Here is a 14772-nt window from a genome sequence, read left to right on the forward strand (position 1 = left end):
CTTGAACAGGTACGGGAAGTGGGAGGGACGGGATCAGCCGGTCGGCGCGGAGGCCAGGCAGACGATGCTGGGGGAGTGGACGGTGAAGGGGGAGAGCTCGTAGTCCCCGTGGACGGACTCCACCACCAGGCCCGCCGCCCGCACCATGGCGAGCAACTCGTGGGCGCTGAACACCCGGTAGTCGGCGGTCGAGCTACGGCCGCCGGGGCCGGGCTCGGTGACGGTCCACCGGATGCGGCTGGTCAGCGGGTCGAAGACCTCCTCGTGCAGGAAGGTCCGCCCGGTGGAGGTGTCGAAGGTGCGGATCGTGAACTGGTCCTCCGGCACGCCGAAGACCTCGCTGGTCTGGCGGAGGAAGGCGTCACGGTTGATCACGTCGATCAGCAGCCGCCCGCCCGGCGCGAGCACCCGCCGCACCTCGTCCAGCACCCGCTGGTCGTCGGCCGCGTCGTGGAAGAAGCCGAAGCTGGTGTGGAGGTTGGTCACGGCGTCGAACGACCCGTCCGGGAAGACGCTCAGATCACGCATGTCGGTGCGGACGAGATCCACCGCCCGGCCCGCCGCAGCCGCGCGCGCCCCGGCCTGCCGAAGATAGTCGGCGGACAGGTCTGCGCCCGTGACGCGGTAGCCGGCGGCAGCCAGCGGCACGGCGTGGCGGCCGGTGCCGCAGGCCAGATCCAGCAGCCGGGGGTGCCCGCCCACGGGGACGAGCCTGCCGACGCACGCGACCATCGCCTCCGTCAGCACCGGGTCCTGGTACTCGATGTCGGAGTCGGTGTAGATGGCGCCGAAGAACTCCGACCACCAGTCGTCGCCGCCCTCCGGCTGGAACTCGTCAGCCCGGAGCCCGCTGCCGCAGCCGACGAGCAGGACTCCCGCCGGACCGAACGCGGTCGCGGCCACCCGGCCGCCCGACTCCTCGTCGACGTACTCGCGGTAGGTGAGCTCGCCGGACGACGGCAGCTCCTCGCCCAGGACGTCGCAGTCGCCCTCGATCACGTAGTCCGCCCGGCCCTGCCCCGTCTGGCGCAGCGCTGCGCCGCCCAGCCGCTCCGTTACCGGGTCGAACCCCATCTCGGCGGCCGGGCCCCGGCGCCAGAGCGACAGCACCGGCACCCCCGTCCGAGTCTCCACCGCGAGCCACGCCTCGGCGGCGCCGCTGCGCAGCAGGCACTCGGCCCAGGTCTCCTCGTGATCGGTGGCCAGCACACGGCCCACCACCGTCCAGGACTCCTCCCGGAGCCGCACGGTCGCGCCGACCCGCACCTGCTCCATGAACGCCGCGCACGCGCGCGACCAGGCACCGGGGCCCGCGTCCTCGGTCGTCGTCATCGGTACTCCTCGGTCATCTCGTTCGGAACTCTCTCGTTCGGGGCGATCGGTGCGGCCGCCGACACGCGGGGCGCCTTCGCGGTGAGCGCGAACCGGGGCTCCACCTCGGCCCGGCCCTCCAGCACGTCGCAGACGTAACGGCCCCAGGCCGGGCCGTGCTTGAACCCGTGACCCGAGTCGCCGCCCACCAGCCACGCCCCGCTGCTGCCGGGGAGGCGGTCCAGCAGGAAGTGCCCGTCCGGCGACCAGGCGTACGTGCACTCCTCCCGGTGCGAGACCGGGGCGTCGGCGAGGCCGGGCAGCCGCTCGCGCAGGTACGCCCGGAGGCGGTCGGGCAGCTCGGGCCGCGCGGCGGCGTCCGGGGCCACCGCCTCGTCCAGGACGACCTTCACCCCCGCCGAACCGACGGCAGGCACGCCGTAGACCTCCCGGCTGAGGTCGATCCAGGCGGGCGCCGCCGTCCCGGAGGATGGCGCGACGGCGGCCGGGACGGTCAGGAAGTAGCTGGTCTGCTGCTCCGCCACCACCCCGGTCAGCCCGGGGAAGAGGCCCGGAAGCGCGGCCCCCACCGCCCAGACGACGAGATCCGCCTCCGCCGTCCCGCCGTCCACGAGCACGCTGCCCCGGCCTGCCTCGCCCGCAGCCCCGCCCGGCCGGGCCTCGCCCTGCCGGATGCGGACGCCGCGACGCCGGGCCGACTCGGCCAGGGCCAGGACGGCCCGGCGGGCCAGCAGGACCCCGGCCCGGGGCTCGTGGACGGCGAAGGCCAGGCCGGTTCCGGCGAAGCCGGGGAACCTTGCCGCCAGCTCCCCGCCCGGGATGCACTCGGTCGGCACGCCCAGCCGGGCCAGCACGGCCATCCCGGCCCGCGCCCAGGCCTGGCCGTCCGGGTCCGCCGCGTCGGCGAAGTGCAGCACCCCGCTCTCCACGAACAGCTCCTGCCGCAGCTCGGCCGCCAACTCCTGCCACCCGGCCAGGGCTTCGGCCGTCGACCGGGCGTACCACTCGTCCTCGCCGTGGGCGCAGCGCAGGATCCGGGACTCGGCCGTGGACGGGCCGACGGTGCCCGGCGGGTGCCGGTCGACCACGGTGACCCGCCAGCCCCGGCCGGCCAACTCGCGGGCGACGGACAGGCCGAAGACACCTGCGCCCACCACCAGCGCCCGCCGCCCGTGCCTCACCGGCTCGGACACGTCACGCACCCATGACGCGGACGTCCACGTCCTCCGGGAGCGGGGCGAAGAAGACGTGCCCGCCCGGCACGACCGGTCGGCCGTCGCGGGCCGCGCTCGCGCTCTCCCACCCCGGGGTACCGGGCAGGCCCAGGGCCGACCAGAGCTGCCGGCCGAAGTCCGGCATCACCGGGTAGGCGAGGGCGGCGAGCAGCGTCGCCGCCCTCGCCTCCAGTGCCACGGCGGTACGGGCCCGGACGGAATCGGGCCGGTCGGCGCAGAGACGGGCCTGCCCGCCCGCGAACGCACTCGCCAGCCGGACCAGCTCGTTGAGGCAGCGGACGGCCCGCTGCGGGGAGAAGGCGGCGGCCTCGTACGCGGCCAGGCAGTCCGCGGCGAGCGCGTCGAGTGCGGCCGCGAACCGCAGTTGGGCAGGCCCGGGGTCGACTACGGCGGGCACCTGGCCCCCGCCGACGGTGCCGATCCGGCCGAAGAGGCCGTCCAGCCAGCCCTGCCAGGTGCCGGCCAGCTCGCCGTCCGCCAGGCTGCGCAACCGGTCCCAGGTGAAGGAGGTCCGGGCGGTCTCGGGGCGGTCGTGCGCAAGTGCGTACCGCACCACGCTCGCGGGCACGTGGGCGAGCAGCGCGTCCGCCCAGATCGCGTGGCCCCGGCTCTTGGAGAACTTCGAGTCGTCCAGCTGGAAGAACTCGTTCGTCAGGAAGGCGTCAGGAAGACGCAGTTCAGGGTCGTACGCCATCATCAGCGCGGGGAAGAGCACGGTGTGGAAGTACCCGTTGTCGAACCCGAAGAACTGGACGATCTCGGAGTCGTTCCAGGCCCCACGCCATCCGGCCGGGTCCTCGCCGCGGGCCTGCAGAGCCTCCATCAGCTCGACGAAGTAGCCCGGGACCATCTCCGCCCAGACGTAGACCCGCTGGTCCTCGAAGCCCGCCACCGGGACGGGGATGCCCCAGTCGGTCGGGTGCGTCACGGGTATGTCCGGCAACTGACATGCAGTCAGTTCAGCGCAGAGCGACTCGAGTTGCGGGCTCATCGACACCGAGCCGTGGAAGCCGCGCAGCCGCTCGGCGTACTCGGCGAGCGGGAAGACCAGCCGCTCGAAGCTGCGGCGCCCCGGCGCCGCGCCGCAGCCGTTGCACACCGGGTCGACCAGGTCGGTGCAGACGTTCGGCCAGGCGCACTCCTCGCAGGAGTTGCCGTCGCTCTCCGCCGCGCAGCGCGGGCACGCGCCGGTCACGTGGCCCTCGAAGAGGTAGCGCTCGCACGCCTCGCAGTACAGGCACTCCTCGGTGCGCGGCACGATCCGGCCGGCCCGGTGCAGGGCCGCCACGAACTCCTGCACCGCTTCGGTGTGCAGCTTCGAGTGCTGCGGGCGTACGTAGGTGTCCGCGTCGAACGAGGCCGCCGCGAAGATCGCGGCCACCACGTCGGCGTACTGGTCGGCAAGTTGGAGCGGATCACGACCCAGGGCGCGGGCCTTGAGCGGCACATAGCTCTGGTGGACGTCGGAGCCGGTCAGGTAGAGCGCCGGGGCCCCGCGCAGGCGCTGGGCGCGGGTGTACATGTCCGCCCCCGAGTACGGGCCGGACAGGTGCCCGAGGTGCAGGTCGCCGTTGGGCGTCGGCGGTGCGGCGGTGACGAGGGTGCGGGTGGGCATGGGTGCGGGTCTCCGGGTCTCCGGGTGGGGGCGGCTGTTGGCGGCTGCTGGCGGGTTTTCGGCGGGGAGACTCAGAGGTCGATCCGGCCCATCGTGGGCGGCCAGTACACGGACATGAACACCAGCTGCTCGGTCGCGCTGGCGTTGCGCAGCTGGTGCCGCTCCCCGTTCGGGATGAGCACCGCCGACTGGGCGGCGACCGCGCGCTCCTCGCTGCCGATCACCATCACTCCGGAGCCCTGGAGGATGATGAAGACCTCGTGCTCCTCGTGGTGCTCGTGCGGCTCGGTCTCGCCGCCGGGCGCGACGACCGCCCGCCCGACGCCCCAGTCGGCGAGGTGGTCGCCGCCGAAGGGGTACACCTGCTGGTAGCGGATGCCGTACTCGTCGGTCAGTTGGCTGTCGCTCAGATCTCGGACGATCATGCGGCTCGCGTCCTCTCGTGGACGGGCAGGGACGGCTGAGGGATCAGTAGTTGAAGTCGGGAGTGTTGGCGGCGACCACCGGCTCCCAGGGGTTGTCGAACCGCGCGCCGTCGTCGACCGGGCGGCCGTTGGACCAGCCGAAGTCCGGGTCGTCCACCGGGAACTCGTCGGTGGTGATGTAGTCCAGGCGAAGCGACGGCCAGACCTCCTCCGCCAGATGCTCGCCGTGGCGCTCGCCCGGGTCGGTGACGAGTTCCTTCTGCACCAGCACGTCGATCTGGTAGACGGCCGAGAAGGTGTCCGGGTCGACCGCAGCCTGCCGCGCGACTGCAGCCTCCCGCGCGACCGTGGTCTCCCGGATGGAGTCGGCCTCGCGTGGGCAAGTCGCGTCGGCGGGCAGCGGGTTGTGCCAGCTGCTGCTCAGCCGGTCGGGGTGCCCGATGCCGCCGTTGCCGATGGTGAGCAGGGCGTTGTCGCGGACGAACGCGATGGCGGCGTCCAGATCGGGCACCAGGCCGCGCTCGACCAGGGAGTGTGCGTAGTGCCCGGGGGCGTTCACCGAGATCACCAGGCCGCCCGGGATGCGGCGGTCGTGGTTGCGGTGCAGGTGGGCGCCTGTGTAGAAGAGTTGGGTGCTGGCCTTGAACAGGACGCTGCTGCCGTCGCGGAGTTGCAGCGGTACGGCCTCCGTGTACACGGTGTCGTAGGCCACGGGCGCATGCTCGACCAGGTAGGTGTCGGCGAGCGCGAGGCACAGGTCGGCCAGCTCGGGGCCGGGCACGGCGTGCGCGATCCGCGCACTGTTGAAGACGATCAGGAACGCGCTGCTCTCGCCCGTGGCGGCGCGCTGCTTCCAGGCGCGCCTGGCCGCCTGCACCTTGGCCGTGATGTGGGCCGGACCATGGTCGAGATCGCCGTCGTCGATCCAGCAGAGCTCGAAACTCAGGCCCTTCGAGACTGCCGCCCCCTGCTCGGCCCGCGCCGCGAGCCGCCCGAACAGGCAGGGCTGGGAGCGCCGGAGCCACCCGAGCAGCGCCTCCCGCTTCTGTTGCGCCGACGCGGTGCCGTCCAGGAGTACCTCGTTGGCCGCGTCGATGTCCACGCCGTGTCCGGTGCCCGGCGGCTGCTGCGGAAGTGCCTCCAGCAGCCCGGCGAAGGACTCCTGACAGGCACTGGTTGTGTCATGGGCCGGTCGCCTCATTGCGTTCCCCCGATACGAAAGAGCGTGCTGCCGACTGCCGACTCATTATGTGTGCGACTGATCGTTTAGGGCCAGGGTTCACCCTGGAAAGAACGTGATCTTGAATCTGCCACAGTGCAACTGACAGTCCGCCAGAGACCGGGCGGAGTCCGACAAGTACGGAATCTCCCGCCGAAAGCAGCGGCCCCGAGGTCTCGCCGCCGTGATGGCGGTGAGACCCCGGGGCCGCTTCAGCTGTTCAGCTCGTTCAGCTGGTCTGCACCGCGGTGTCGTCGATCACGAAGCTGGTCTGGAGCGAGGAGTCCTCGACACCGTTGAACTTGATCGTGACGCTCTGGCCCGCGTAGGCGGACAGGTCGACCGACTTCTGCGCGTAGCCGGTGGCCGCGTTGACGTTCGAGTACGACGCCACGCTGGTGCCGTTGGCGGTGACGGTCAGCTTGTCGTAGGCCGTGGTACCGGTCTCGGCGGTGTCGATGTGCAGCCAGAAGCTCAGTGTCGCCTTGCAGCCGGCCGGGATGGTGACGGTCTGCGAGATGGAGTCGGTGTGCGCGGAGCCGTAGCCGTTCATCCACGCCTTCCAGGAGCCCGAGTGGGCGGCCTGCGAGGCGCTGTTGTCGACCACGCCGGAGGTGGTGGTCCACGGGGCGGCGGTGCCGGTCTCGAAGCCCGCGTTGCCGAGGAGTTGGGCCGGGGTGCAGCTGCCGCCGCCACCGGTGACGGTCCAGGTGAAGCTGGTGGAGCCGGTCTTGTTGGCGGCGTCCTTGGCAGTGACCGTGACGTTGTAGCTGCCCGCGGCGGTGGCGGTGCCGGTGATCTTGCCGCTGCTGCTGATCGACAGGCCGGTCGGCAGGCCGGTGGCCGAGAAGGTCAGCGGAGCGGTGCCGCCGGTCGCCGAGAGCTGGAGGCTCGCGGCGCCGTTCAGGGCGGTGGTCTGGTTACCGGGGTTGGTCACCGAGACCGTGCCGCTGCCGGCCGGCTTGGTGAGCAGGCAGCCGCTGACGTTGAGGTCGATGGCGTGGTTCGCGCCGACGCAGGTGGTGAACCAGTAGGTCTCCTCACCGTAACTCTGGCCCTTGGTGGCCGTGGTGGTGCCGTCGGCCGCCACCTCGCACGGGTTGTCGAGGGTGCACATCTCGCCGTTGTCGTTGCCGGTGTTGTTGATGCCGACGATCTTCTTGGTCGTGGCGTCGACGATCGGCGAGCCCGAGGTGCCGTGCGTGGTGTTGCAGCCCGAGCTGTAGCGGAGCGAGTCGTGCCAGGTCCACTGGTCCTCGCGCAGGGTGCCGACGAAGCCGTTGACGGAGCAGTTCCAGACCTGCTTCCAGTACGACGACGGTATGAACATCGAGGAGCCGTCGACCGGGTGCGTGTCGCTGAGCGTCAGCGCGGTGGCCCCGTACTTGCTGGTGATGGAGGCGAAGGTGTCGGTGAGCTCGTACAGGGTGACGTCGGTGCCCGTCATGGTCGCGTAGAGCACCTTGTCGGCCTGGACGGTGCCGAGCGAGGCGCCGGAGGAGCTGAGCAGCGTGCCGCTGCGGCTGGCGCTGACGTTCTGGATCACCTGGCCGGCGGTGGGCATGGTGGGCAGGCAGTGCCCGTTGGTGAGCATCATCGCGCGGTCGGTGTCGACCGAGACCGGGTAGCGCACGAGCGAGGCGGAGCAGTCGTCCAGCGCGATGGTGGAGGTCAGATCGCCGCCCGCCTGTACGGCCTGTGCGGGGACGGCGGCGGTCATCGTGCCGGCGACGACGGCGGCTGCGCCGAGCGTGGCGGCAAGAGCCTTCAACATGGTTCTCCTTGTGGGGGATTGCCGGGTGTGCGACCTGTTGCGCACATCCGGGCCGCTTGAAGCTGCCATGGCCACTTCAATACCGTCAACTGTTCGGACCGAATTCGCGGTTGAGTTCCTGAGGACTGCGTGAGGTCGCCCGTGCCGCCTGTGGGGTGACGTTGCGCGGGTCGCACAGGCAGGCCTGGCGTTATGACTAAGCGCTTGCTTAGAATCAGGGGCGTCGGCTCGAAGGAACCGAGCAGCTGCCCAGCCACCGGGAGACGCCATGCCATCCGCAGAGAACCGCCAGATCCGCCTTGCCGCCCGCCCCGTGGGCGACGTCGGGCCCGAGTGCTGGGAGCACGCCAGCGTGCCCGCCGAGGCGCCCGGGGAGGGCCGGTTCGCGGGCCGTACCCGCTTCATCTCGCTCGACCCGGCGATGCGCGGCTGGCTCGACGACCGGCCCTCCTACCTGCCGCCCGTCGGCCTCGGCGAGGTGATGCGGGCCGGATCGGTGGTCGAGGTCACCGAGTCGAACCACCCCGGCTTCCAGGTCGGCGACCTGGTCGTCGGCACCTTCGGCGTCCAGGAGCACGTCGTCTCCGACGGCAGGGGCGCGCTGAAGATCGACGGAACCGCCGCCGCGCCGTCGGTCTACCTGGGCGCGCTCGGCATGCCCGGCATGACCGCCTACTTCGGGCTGCTGGAGGTCGGCGCGCTCAAGGAGGGCGAGACGGTGGTGGTGTCCGGCGCGGCGGGCGCCGTCGGCACGATGGTCGGCCAGATCGCCAAGGCGAAGGGCTGCCGGGTCATCGGCATCGCGGGCGGCGCCGAGAAGTGCGCGCTGCTGACCGGCGAGCTCGGCTTCGACGCCGCCATCGACTACCGCGCCGAGGACGTACGGAAGGCCCTGCGGGTCCACGCCCCGACCGGCATCGACGTCTACTTCGACAACGTCGGCGGCGAGATCCTGGACGCGGCCCTGGCCTGTCTCGCGATGCACGCCCGCGTGGTGATCTGCGGCGCGATCAGCCAGTACAACGCCACCAGCGGAGTCCAGGGCCCGTCGAACTACCTGTCGCTGCTGGTCCGCCGGGCCAGGATGGAGGGCTTCGTGGTCTTCGACTACGTCTCGCACTACGCCGGTGCGGCGCGCGAGATCGCCGGCTGGATCGCGTCCGGCCAGGTCAGGGTGCTGGAGCACGTGGTCAGCGGCACCGTGGACGACTTCCCGCAGACCCTCCAGATGCTCTTCCGGGGTGAGAACACCGGCAAGCTCGTCCTCGAACTCTCCTGACCACCAGATCCTGCCCCCACGGCGGCGGGCTCAGGTCGTGACGGTCCGGTAGACGGGGATCGCCAGCAGCGCCATGCTCGCGCCGAAGAGCAGGAAGGTGTTGGGGGTCCCCAGGCTGTGCTGCAGCAGTGCGCCGAGCGCTGCGCCGGCGGGCATGGGCAGGCACGGCGAACATCAGCCCCTAGCCCAGGCGCATGGCGCAGAGCACCGGCGCGTTCCCGAAGCGCCGTTTCGCGCGGGGGGCGGTCAACGAGCCGATGGCGGTCCCGACCCCGACGGAGCTGAGGAGGACTCCGTAACCGGCGTCGCTGAGGTTGAGCGGGCCTGAGGTGATGGCGGACATATTCAGGTCGCCCTGAGCGGCCGGACTGCTGGTGGATGGAGCTACGCCCCACCAGGTCCCCCAAGGGTGGAGAACTGGGCAAGGGAGCCCGCGAAGGCGGCGAGAGCTGCGAAGTCGTCGTCCTGGAGTCCAATCCGGGGATTGACATGGTGGAGAAGGGCGGGAATCTTGTAACTGGCGGCCATGTATGCGTGATCGGCGTCGCCCTGTTCGTCGTCCACCCAGGCGAAAGGCCGGCCGTTGGCGTACGTCAGCAACGCCGCTGACTTCCAATGCACCCCGTCCGGACGCTCGTTGAGCAGAGAATCGCCGAAATCGACGTACGGCAACTCGGGCAGACCGATTGCGGGCCCGATCCACCTGTTGGCGTCACTCATCCAGGTCGTGGCCCAGCACAACTCGTAGTCGAGAGCCATCAACGCTCGCCCGTGGTCGGGGTTGAGCCAGACCCGGGGCGGCCGCCGATGACTTCGATAACTCCCGAACTCGTCGGCAATGCCGGGCTCTTGTGGAATGCAGAGAGTTGTGTAGCCCTCGGGTTGCTTCGCAGGCTCCGCCGCGTAGGGATTCAGGGGACCGTCGACGTCGAGGAACAGTAAAGGCCGACTCATGACACCCCCGCCTCCGCTCCCGAACTACTCGGCCGTCGAAGTCGGGGCTGTCGCCCGCTGCACACGGTAGCTCCAGCGTGTAAGTGACCGGACGACGGTTTCGGCGCCGATGGGGTTGGCGCTGTGAACGAAGACCGCTCCGATCTGGAAAGGTCGGCCGTTGAAGGCGGCCTCCTCCAAGAGGGTCACCACCGGCATGATGGTGTCGTCGCCGCCGAGATCGTGGTCGAGCCACAACTCGTCGATGAAGCCGGCGCGGTGCTCCTCCAGAAGCTGGGTGCCTTCGCGGCTGGTGCGGGCAATCCGCGTGGTCCTGGGGAGCGGCCGGAGATCGTCTATACCGAGGACGACGGGCATCGGCGCAGTGGGGGCTTCGTTCATCGGATCATTGTCACAGTAGGCGGACGAGATGACCGCGGGGTATTCCAGACACGCGCACTGCATGCCTACTCCGTGCTGGCGCAACGACAGCGGCTGTCACCCGGACGTTCCCGGGTCGCCTTTTGGAACGGCAGGGGCTCTCGGGGGCTTCGGCGAGTTCGACGCGAAGTGATCGGTGGCGGCGGTCTTGAATTTTGAGTCCTACCTGGGAGCGGGCTCCAGCACGAAGACGGGGATCACACGGTCGGCCTTCGCCTGATATTCGACGTACGGCGGATACGCGGCGACCGCGCGCTCCCACCACTCGGCCTTCTCGTTCCCGGTGATCTCACGGGCCGTCATGCCTCGGCGTTCGGGCCCGTCCTGGAGCTCTACGTGCGGGTCGGACTTGACGTTGAAGTACCAGACCGGGTGACGTGGGAAGCCGCCGTTCGAGGCCACGGCCGCGTACCGTCCTCCGTGCTCCACACGCATCAACGGGATCTTGCGGATCTTGCCGCTCTTCACGCCGCGCGTCGTGAGAATCACGACGGGCAGGCCCGTGTCCCAGAGCGTCGATCCCTGCGCGCCGCCCGAACTCTCGTACAGCTCGACCTGATCGCGCACCCACTGCACCGGACTCGGCCCGTACTCGCCCTCAAGAGGCATCGCATCCACCTCATCGTCAAGAATGTGAATTGTGAAGGCCCTTGTTCCCACTCCGGTCGGAGGCGCCTCCCAGGTGAAAAACCTATCGGGCACTACCCGCGTGTTCGTGTCGGGCGCGGTGGCCGTTCGGGTGGTCTCGCAGGCCGGGGCGGTCCCGACCTGACCACCTGGACCAACCTCGATCTACTTGTCGAGGCGGATTGTTGTCGCTGGTCAGAAGGGTTTGGCAGAGCAGCCACAGTCGCAGGCGCTTGGGCTCCCAGCGGCGAGCGTCGTATCCAGGCGAGCAGGTCGAGGGCGAGCTGGGTGAATTCCAGGCAGATGCGGTTCTGAACAGCGTTGTGCCAACTTCCAGACCCGGCTGCGGACTTCCGCCCGCGCGCGACGGATCGCGGCCACGGCGCGGGGCCGGTCAGTTCTTCTTCAGCTCCTCGGCGAACATCACGAGGATGCCACTGGGACCGCGGACGTACGTGAGCTTGTAGATGTCCTCGTAGGTCGCCACACCGCGAAGCGGATGGCAGCCGTGCTTTGCGGCTGTCTCAAGGGCTTTGTCGATGTCGTCGACCGAGAAGGCGACGCGATGCATGCCAATCTCGTTGGGACGAGTGGGCTTCGACTCGATCGCTTCGGGGTGGATGTACTCGAAGAGTTCAAGGCGACCGTGACCGTCTGGCGTCTGGAGCATCGCAATCTTGGCGTGATTGCCGTCAAGGCCGACGGCGGTGTCGGTCCACTCACCACTGACCGTGTGACGGCCGACGACCGTGAGGCCGAGGTCGGCGAAGAAGGAGATCGCTGCTTCGAGGTCGCGAACGGCGATGCCGACGTTCTCGAGTTTGATGGCCATGCGTTGCATGCTACCGAGCGAGGCCGATCGGGTGCTTCCGGCAAGGACGCGGACCGTCTCGACCGGCAGTACCGCACCGGCCTGCGAAAGCTGCCCCTGCACGACACCGCACAGAACCTGCCGGACGAAACCGGCCCCCGTCAGAGGCCGCTGTCGATGTGGCTGGCCTCATTCGGGACGTCCGACGCCTGACCTTGGATCAGGTGCAGGAGCTGAGCGAGACCGCGACGAGCACGCGGTGAGCCACGGGTCGACAGCTTCGGGAGTCGTGTCGCGGTCTCTGGGTGATCAGCATCGACGAGTTTTGATGTCGCTCATTCCGAGAGTTGGCGTAGGGTCGCTCTGGTGACCCATCCGCTGCCCTCCCCGGCCCTGAGAGAGTTCCTGTCGACGCTTCGTCGGGGTGAGGTGCGGTCGGGGGCCGTTGTCTCGATCGAGCAGTACGGCGTACTTGTTGATCTCGATGAGGCGCCCGAGTACTCGGTGGGGATCATTCCGCTGCCGGAGGTGTCGTGGAAGTGGATCCCTCCGCAGGAGACCCTGACAGTAGGCCAGCGGGTCACTGCCGAGGTCCTGGGGGTGGAGGCCGAGATGCGAGGGCAGGTCGTCCTGTCCGTGATCGCTCTGCAGCCGAACCCCTGGTTGGCCTGGGTCGATCGGGTCGGTAGTGTCCTGACCAGCCGTGTCACGAAGGCGGTCCCGTTCGGAGTCTTCGTCCGAGTCGATGACGGCATGGATGGCCTGGTTCACGTCTCCCAGCTGCCGCATCCCGGCGAGCACTACCGGGTCGGCGACGAGATGACGGTGCGGATCGCCGGCGTAGAACCGGCACGGCGCCGGATCCGGCTCACTCTGGTGATCGGTGATGAGCAGTCGAACGATGCCTGTGCTCCGTCCGGTCATCGATGGCGGGAGCCCGGCCGATGAACCTACCGGCGCCTGGCCCGCGACCACCGAGCTCTCCCGGCCGATCCGAAGCGGTGGGCTCGTCCGCCGGTGCTCGACGCTGTGAGGTCACGGCTCAGTACGGCGGAAGGCGGCAAGGCCCTCGGTGATCGCCTGTGCCAGCTCCGCCTGGCTGGTGTAGTGCGCCACTGAGGGGTTGATTCGGGTCGGGGCAGAGAGATCGTCGCCGCGGACCACCTTGACCGAGGCCGTCGCGAGTGACTGGCCGTCACCGGCCGGTGGCAGCAGGACGACGTCGAGGTCGGCCGCCCGGAAGGCGTCCCCCGCCCGGCCGGGCGGGATGGCCAGGGACAGGTGGAAGTCGCACGCGGTGTTGCCGGGGACGGTGACGGGGTACTCGAAGGCGCCGGGACCGACCGGCTCCGCGCGTCCGCTCAGCTCCTCCACGCTGGGTGAGGTCTGCTTCAAGGACTGGACCTGTACGCCCGCCGGCATGGTGATCCGCAGGGCGAGGTTCCGCGCGAAGGCCTGGCGGGTGCGGTCGATGATCGAGACCAGCTCGCGGGCCAGGCTCCCGTCTGCGGTGGGCGTGGAAGGGGTGGCGACGATGTCCACGGTACCGCTCAGTGCGGTCGTGACCGATCTGAGTTGACTGACCGACCAGTTGACTCCGATGCCGCGCGCGTGGCAGGAGAAGCGGCCGGTCGAGGCAGCGAGGGCTGCCGCCAGCTCCTCGGTGGTCTCGGCCGTCGCCTCCAGGTCGGTCAGGAGGATCGAGGTGCGGACCGTGTCGGGGTGCGCGGCGAACAGCCGGTCGGCGAGCCTGATCCAGCGTCCGAAGGCCGCTGCCGAGACCGGGGCGAGCCCGGTCAGTGCAGCCTGCGCCTCGGCCTTGGTCGCCGCGCTCGCCCGGACCAGCCGCATGGTGTCGGGGTAGAGCATGCGCGCGTACTCCGATCCGGCCACCACGGCGAAGGCGACGCCCTCGTCCAGGCTGTCGACGGCCTCGACGACGCACTGCCGGACGGCTTCGAAGTCCGCCTCCGGTAGCCCGTCCGACAGCCCGACCAGGAAGACCAGCGAACGCGGCGCCGCCGCCGCTAGGTTGTGCGAGTCGGCCTCCGCGCCGAGCACGGTCAGGATGGCGTGGGCGACGGTCGCGTCCGGCGTGAGGTACTGGTCCTGAAACACCTCGACGCCGATGCCCGAACCCGGCGTCGCAGCTGCCGTCGCCGAGTGCTCGGCGAGCACGGTCGTACCGTCCGGCACGGTGGGTGGGTACGCCACGGCGGGCTCGCGCGACGCGGTCGTTCCCGGCGCGGTGGGCCCCGGCCGGGGCCGGCCGAGCTCGCGGAGCCGGTCGGCGACGACCCCGGCGTACGTCGGCCGTGCGGCTGGGTCTTTGCTGAGCAGGGCCGAGACCAGTTGCTGGAGCCCGTCCGGGAGCCCGGGGCGCAGCGAGGCCAGGAGCGGCGGCGGTGTGCGGATGTGATGCAGCATCACGGCCCGGTAGTCCCCGTAGGACTGGAACGGCGGCCGCCCGGTGAGCAGCGCGAACAGCACGCAGCCCAGCGCGTACAGATCGGCCCGCCCGTCGACTCGCTGCCCGTCGCACTGCTCGGGGGCCATGTAGGCGGGCGTGCCCACGGCACTGCCCTCGCGGGTGAGGTCGGAGTTGGCGTGCATGAGCCCGGCGACTCCGAAGTCGCAGACCTTGATCCTGCCGTCGGCGAGCAGCATGAGATTGGCGGGCTTGATGTCCCGGTGGACGATGTGGGCCTGATGGGCGTACGAGAGTGCGTCGGCGACCTGCGCGCCGATGTCCAGCGTCTGCGCGACGGGAAGGCCGGATTCGTGCTCGTCGAGCACGGCGGCGAGGTCCCGCCCGTCGAGCAGTTCCATGACGACGTAGGGCTGCCCGTCCTGGACCCCGTAGTCGAAGACCTCGGTGATGCCGGGGTGCCGGAGCCCGGCCGTGACGGTGGCCTCCCGCTCGAACCGGGCCAGGGCGCGGCCGCCGCCGGACTGCTGCGGGGGAAGGAACTTGATCGCGACCGGGCGGCCGAGTCTGAGGTCGTGAGCGCGCCAGACCTCGCCCATGCCGCCTCGTCCGAGCAGCCGCTCCAGCCGGTGCCGGTGGTCGATGTACATCCC

General features: G+C 70.2%; 14 protein-coding genes and 2 pseudogenes. 2 read left to right on the plus strand and 14 right to left on the minus strand.

Annotated elements, in window-relative coordinates; translation table 11 throughout:
• Window positions 1-33: 33 nt before the first annotated feature.
• From ACR68M_RS34370 to ACR68M_RS34400, 7 genes and pseudogenes are all read right to left on the minus strand, one after another.
• Window positions 34-1332 (minus strand): DUF4178 domain-containing protein, encoded by a 1299-nt coding sequence (locus ACR68M_RS34370; RefSeq protein WP_441248086.1) that lies wholly within the window; start codon window positions 1330-1332, stop codon window positions 34-36.
• On the minus strand, window positions 1329-2525 hold the full coding sequence (locus tag ACR68M_RS34375) for an NAD(P)/FAD-dependent oxidoreductase (RefSeq protein WP_441248087.1): 1197 nt from the start codon (window positions 2523-2525) through the stop codon (window positions 1329-1331). The genes ACR68M_RS34370 and ACR68M_RS34375 overlap by 4 nt, the downstream gene beginning before the upstream one ends.
• Before the next feature lies 1 nt (window position 2526).
• Complete coding sequence (locus ACR68M_RS34380; protein ID WP_441248088.1) at window positions 2527-4182, minus strand: methionine--tRNA ligase; 1656 nt, start codon at window positions 4180-4182, stop codon at window positions 2527-2529.
• A gap of 71 nt (window positions 4183-4253) precedes the next feature.
• Window positions 4254-4607 (minus strand): cupin domain-containing protein, encoded by a 354-nt coding sequence (locus ACR68M_RS34385; RefSeq protein WP_441248089.1) that lies wholly within the window; start codon window positions 4605-4607, stop codon window positions 4254-4256.
• A 43-nt stretch (window positions 4608-4650) separates the two neighbouring features.
• Window positions 4651-5808 carry a hypothetical protein gene (locus ACR68M_RS34390; protein ID WP_441248090.1) on the minus strand — a complete coding sequence of 386 codons (1158 nt, stop codon included), beginning with the start codon at window positions 5806-5808 and terminating at the stop codon, window positions 4651-4653.
• A gap of 247 nt (window positions 5809-6055) precedes the next feature.
• Window positions 6056-6772: pseudogene (locus ACR68M_RS34395) on the minus strand (putative Ig domain-containing protein); the annotation flags it as partial.
• Between the two features lie 258 nt (window positions 6773-7030).
• Window positions 7031-7870, minus strand: a pseudogene (locus tag ACR68M_RS34400) (hypothetical protein); the annotation flags it as partial.
• Between ACR68M_RS34400 and ACR68M_RS34405 the strand changes: the two are divergent.
• On the plus strand, window positions 7869-8879 hold the full coding sequence (locus ACR68M_RS34405) for an NADP-dependent oxidoreductase (protein WP_441248091.1): 1011 nt from the start codon (window positions 7869-7871) through the stop codon (window positions 8877-8879). The pseudogene ACR68M_RS34400 and the gene ACR68M_RS34405 overlap by 2 nt on opposite strands.
• A 30-nt stretch (window positions 8880-8909) precedes the next feature.
• Here ACR68M_RS34405 and ACR68M_RS34410 read toward each other — a convergent pair whose 3' ends face one another.
• The 6 genes from ACR68M_RS34410 to ACR68M_RS34435 form a co-directional block, all read right to left on the minus strand.
• Window positions 8910-9035: a hypothetical protein gene (locus ACR68M_RS34410; protein WP_441248092.1), complete on the minus strand. Its 126-nt coding sequence runs from the start codon at window positions 9033-9035 to the stop codon at window positions 8910-8912.
• A 25-nt stretch (window positions 9036-9060) separates the two neighbouring features.
• Window positions 9061-9222, minus strand: coding sequence for a hypothetical protein (locus tag ACR68M_RS34415; RefSeq protein ID WP_441248093.1), 162 nt, complete (start codon window positions 9220-9222; stop codon window positions 9061-9063).
• Between the two features lie 41 nt (window positions 9223-9263).
• Window positions 9264-9833, minus strand: a complete 570-nt coding sequence (locus ACR68M_RS34420; RefSeq protein ID WP_441248094.1) for a hypothetical protein — start codon at window positions 9831-9833, stop codon at window positions 9264-9266.
• Window positions 9834-9857: 24 nt separating this feature from the next.
• On the minus strand, window positions 9858-10214 hold the full coding sequence (locus ACR68M_RS34425; RefSeq protein ID WP_441248095.1) for a cyclic-phosphate processing receiver domain-containing protein: 357 nt from the start codon (window positions 10212-10214) through the stop codon (window positions 9858-9860).
• 201 nt (window positions 10215-10415) lie between these two features.
• Window positions 10416-10862: a nitroreductase family deazaflavin-dependent oxidoreductase gene (locus ACR68M_RS34430; protein ID WP_441248096.1), complete on the minus strand. Its 447-nt coding sequence runs from the start codon at window positions 10860-10862 to the stop codon at window positions 10416-10418.
• A gap of 412 nt (window positions 10863-11274) precedes the next feature.
• Window positions 11275-11712: a VOC family protein gene (locus ACR68M_RS34435; RefSeq protein ID WP_441248097.1), complete on the minus strand. Its 438-nt coding sequence runs from the start codon at window positions 11710-11712 to the stop codon at window positions 11275-11277.
• A 345-nt stretch (window positions 11713-12057) separates the two neighbouring features.
• On the opposite strand from ACR68M_RS34435, the gene ACR68M_RS34440 reads away from it, so the two are divergent.
• Window positions 12058-12639 carry a S1 RNA-binding domain-containing protein gene (locus ACR68M_RS34440; protein WP_441248098.1) on the plus strand — a complete coding sequence of 194 codons (582 nt, stop codon included), beginning with the start codon at window positions 12058-12060 and terminating at the stop codon, window positions 12637-12639.
• A gap of 87 nt (window positions 12640-12726) precedes the next feature.
• Here the strand turns inward: ACR68M_RS34440 and ACR68M_RS34445 are convergent, their stop codons facing one another.
• Window positions 12727-14769 (minus strand): protein kinase domain-containing protein, encoded by a 2043-nt coding sequence (locus tag ACR68M_RS34445; RefSeq protein WP_441248099.1) that lies wholly within the window; start codon window positions 14767-14769, stop codon window positions 12727-12729.
• Window positions 14770-14772: the final 3 nt, after the last annotated feature.

The organism is Kitasatospora sp. McL0602 (assembly GCF_052076145.1).
Taxonomy (GTDB): Bacteria; Actinomycetota; Actinomycetes; order Streptomycetales; family Streptomycetaceae; genus Kitasatospora.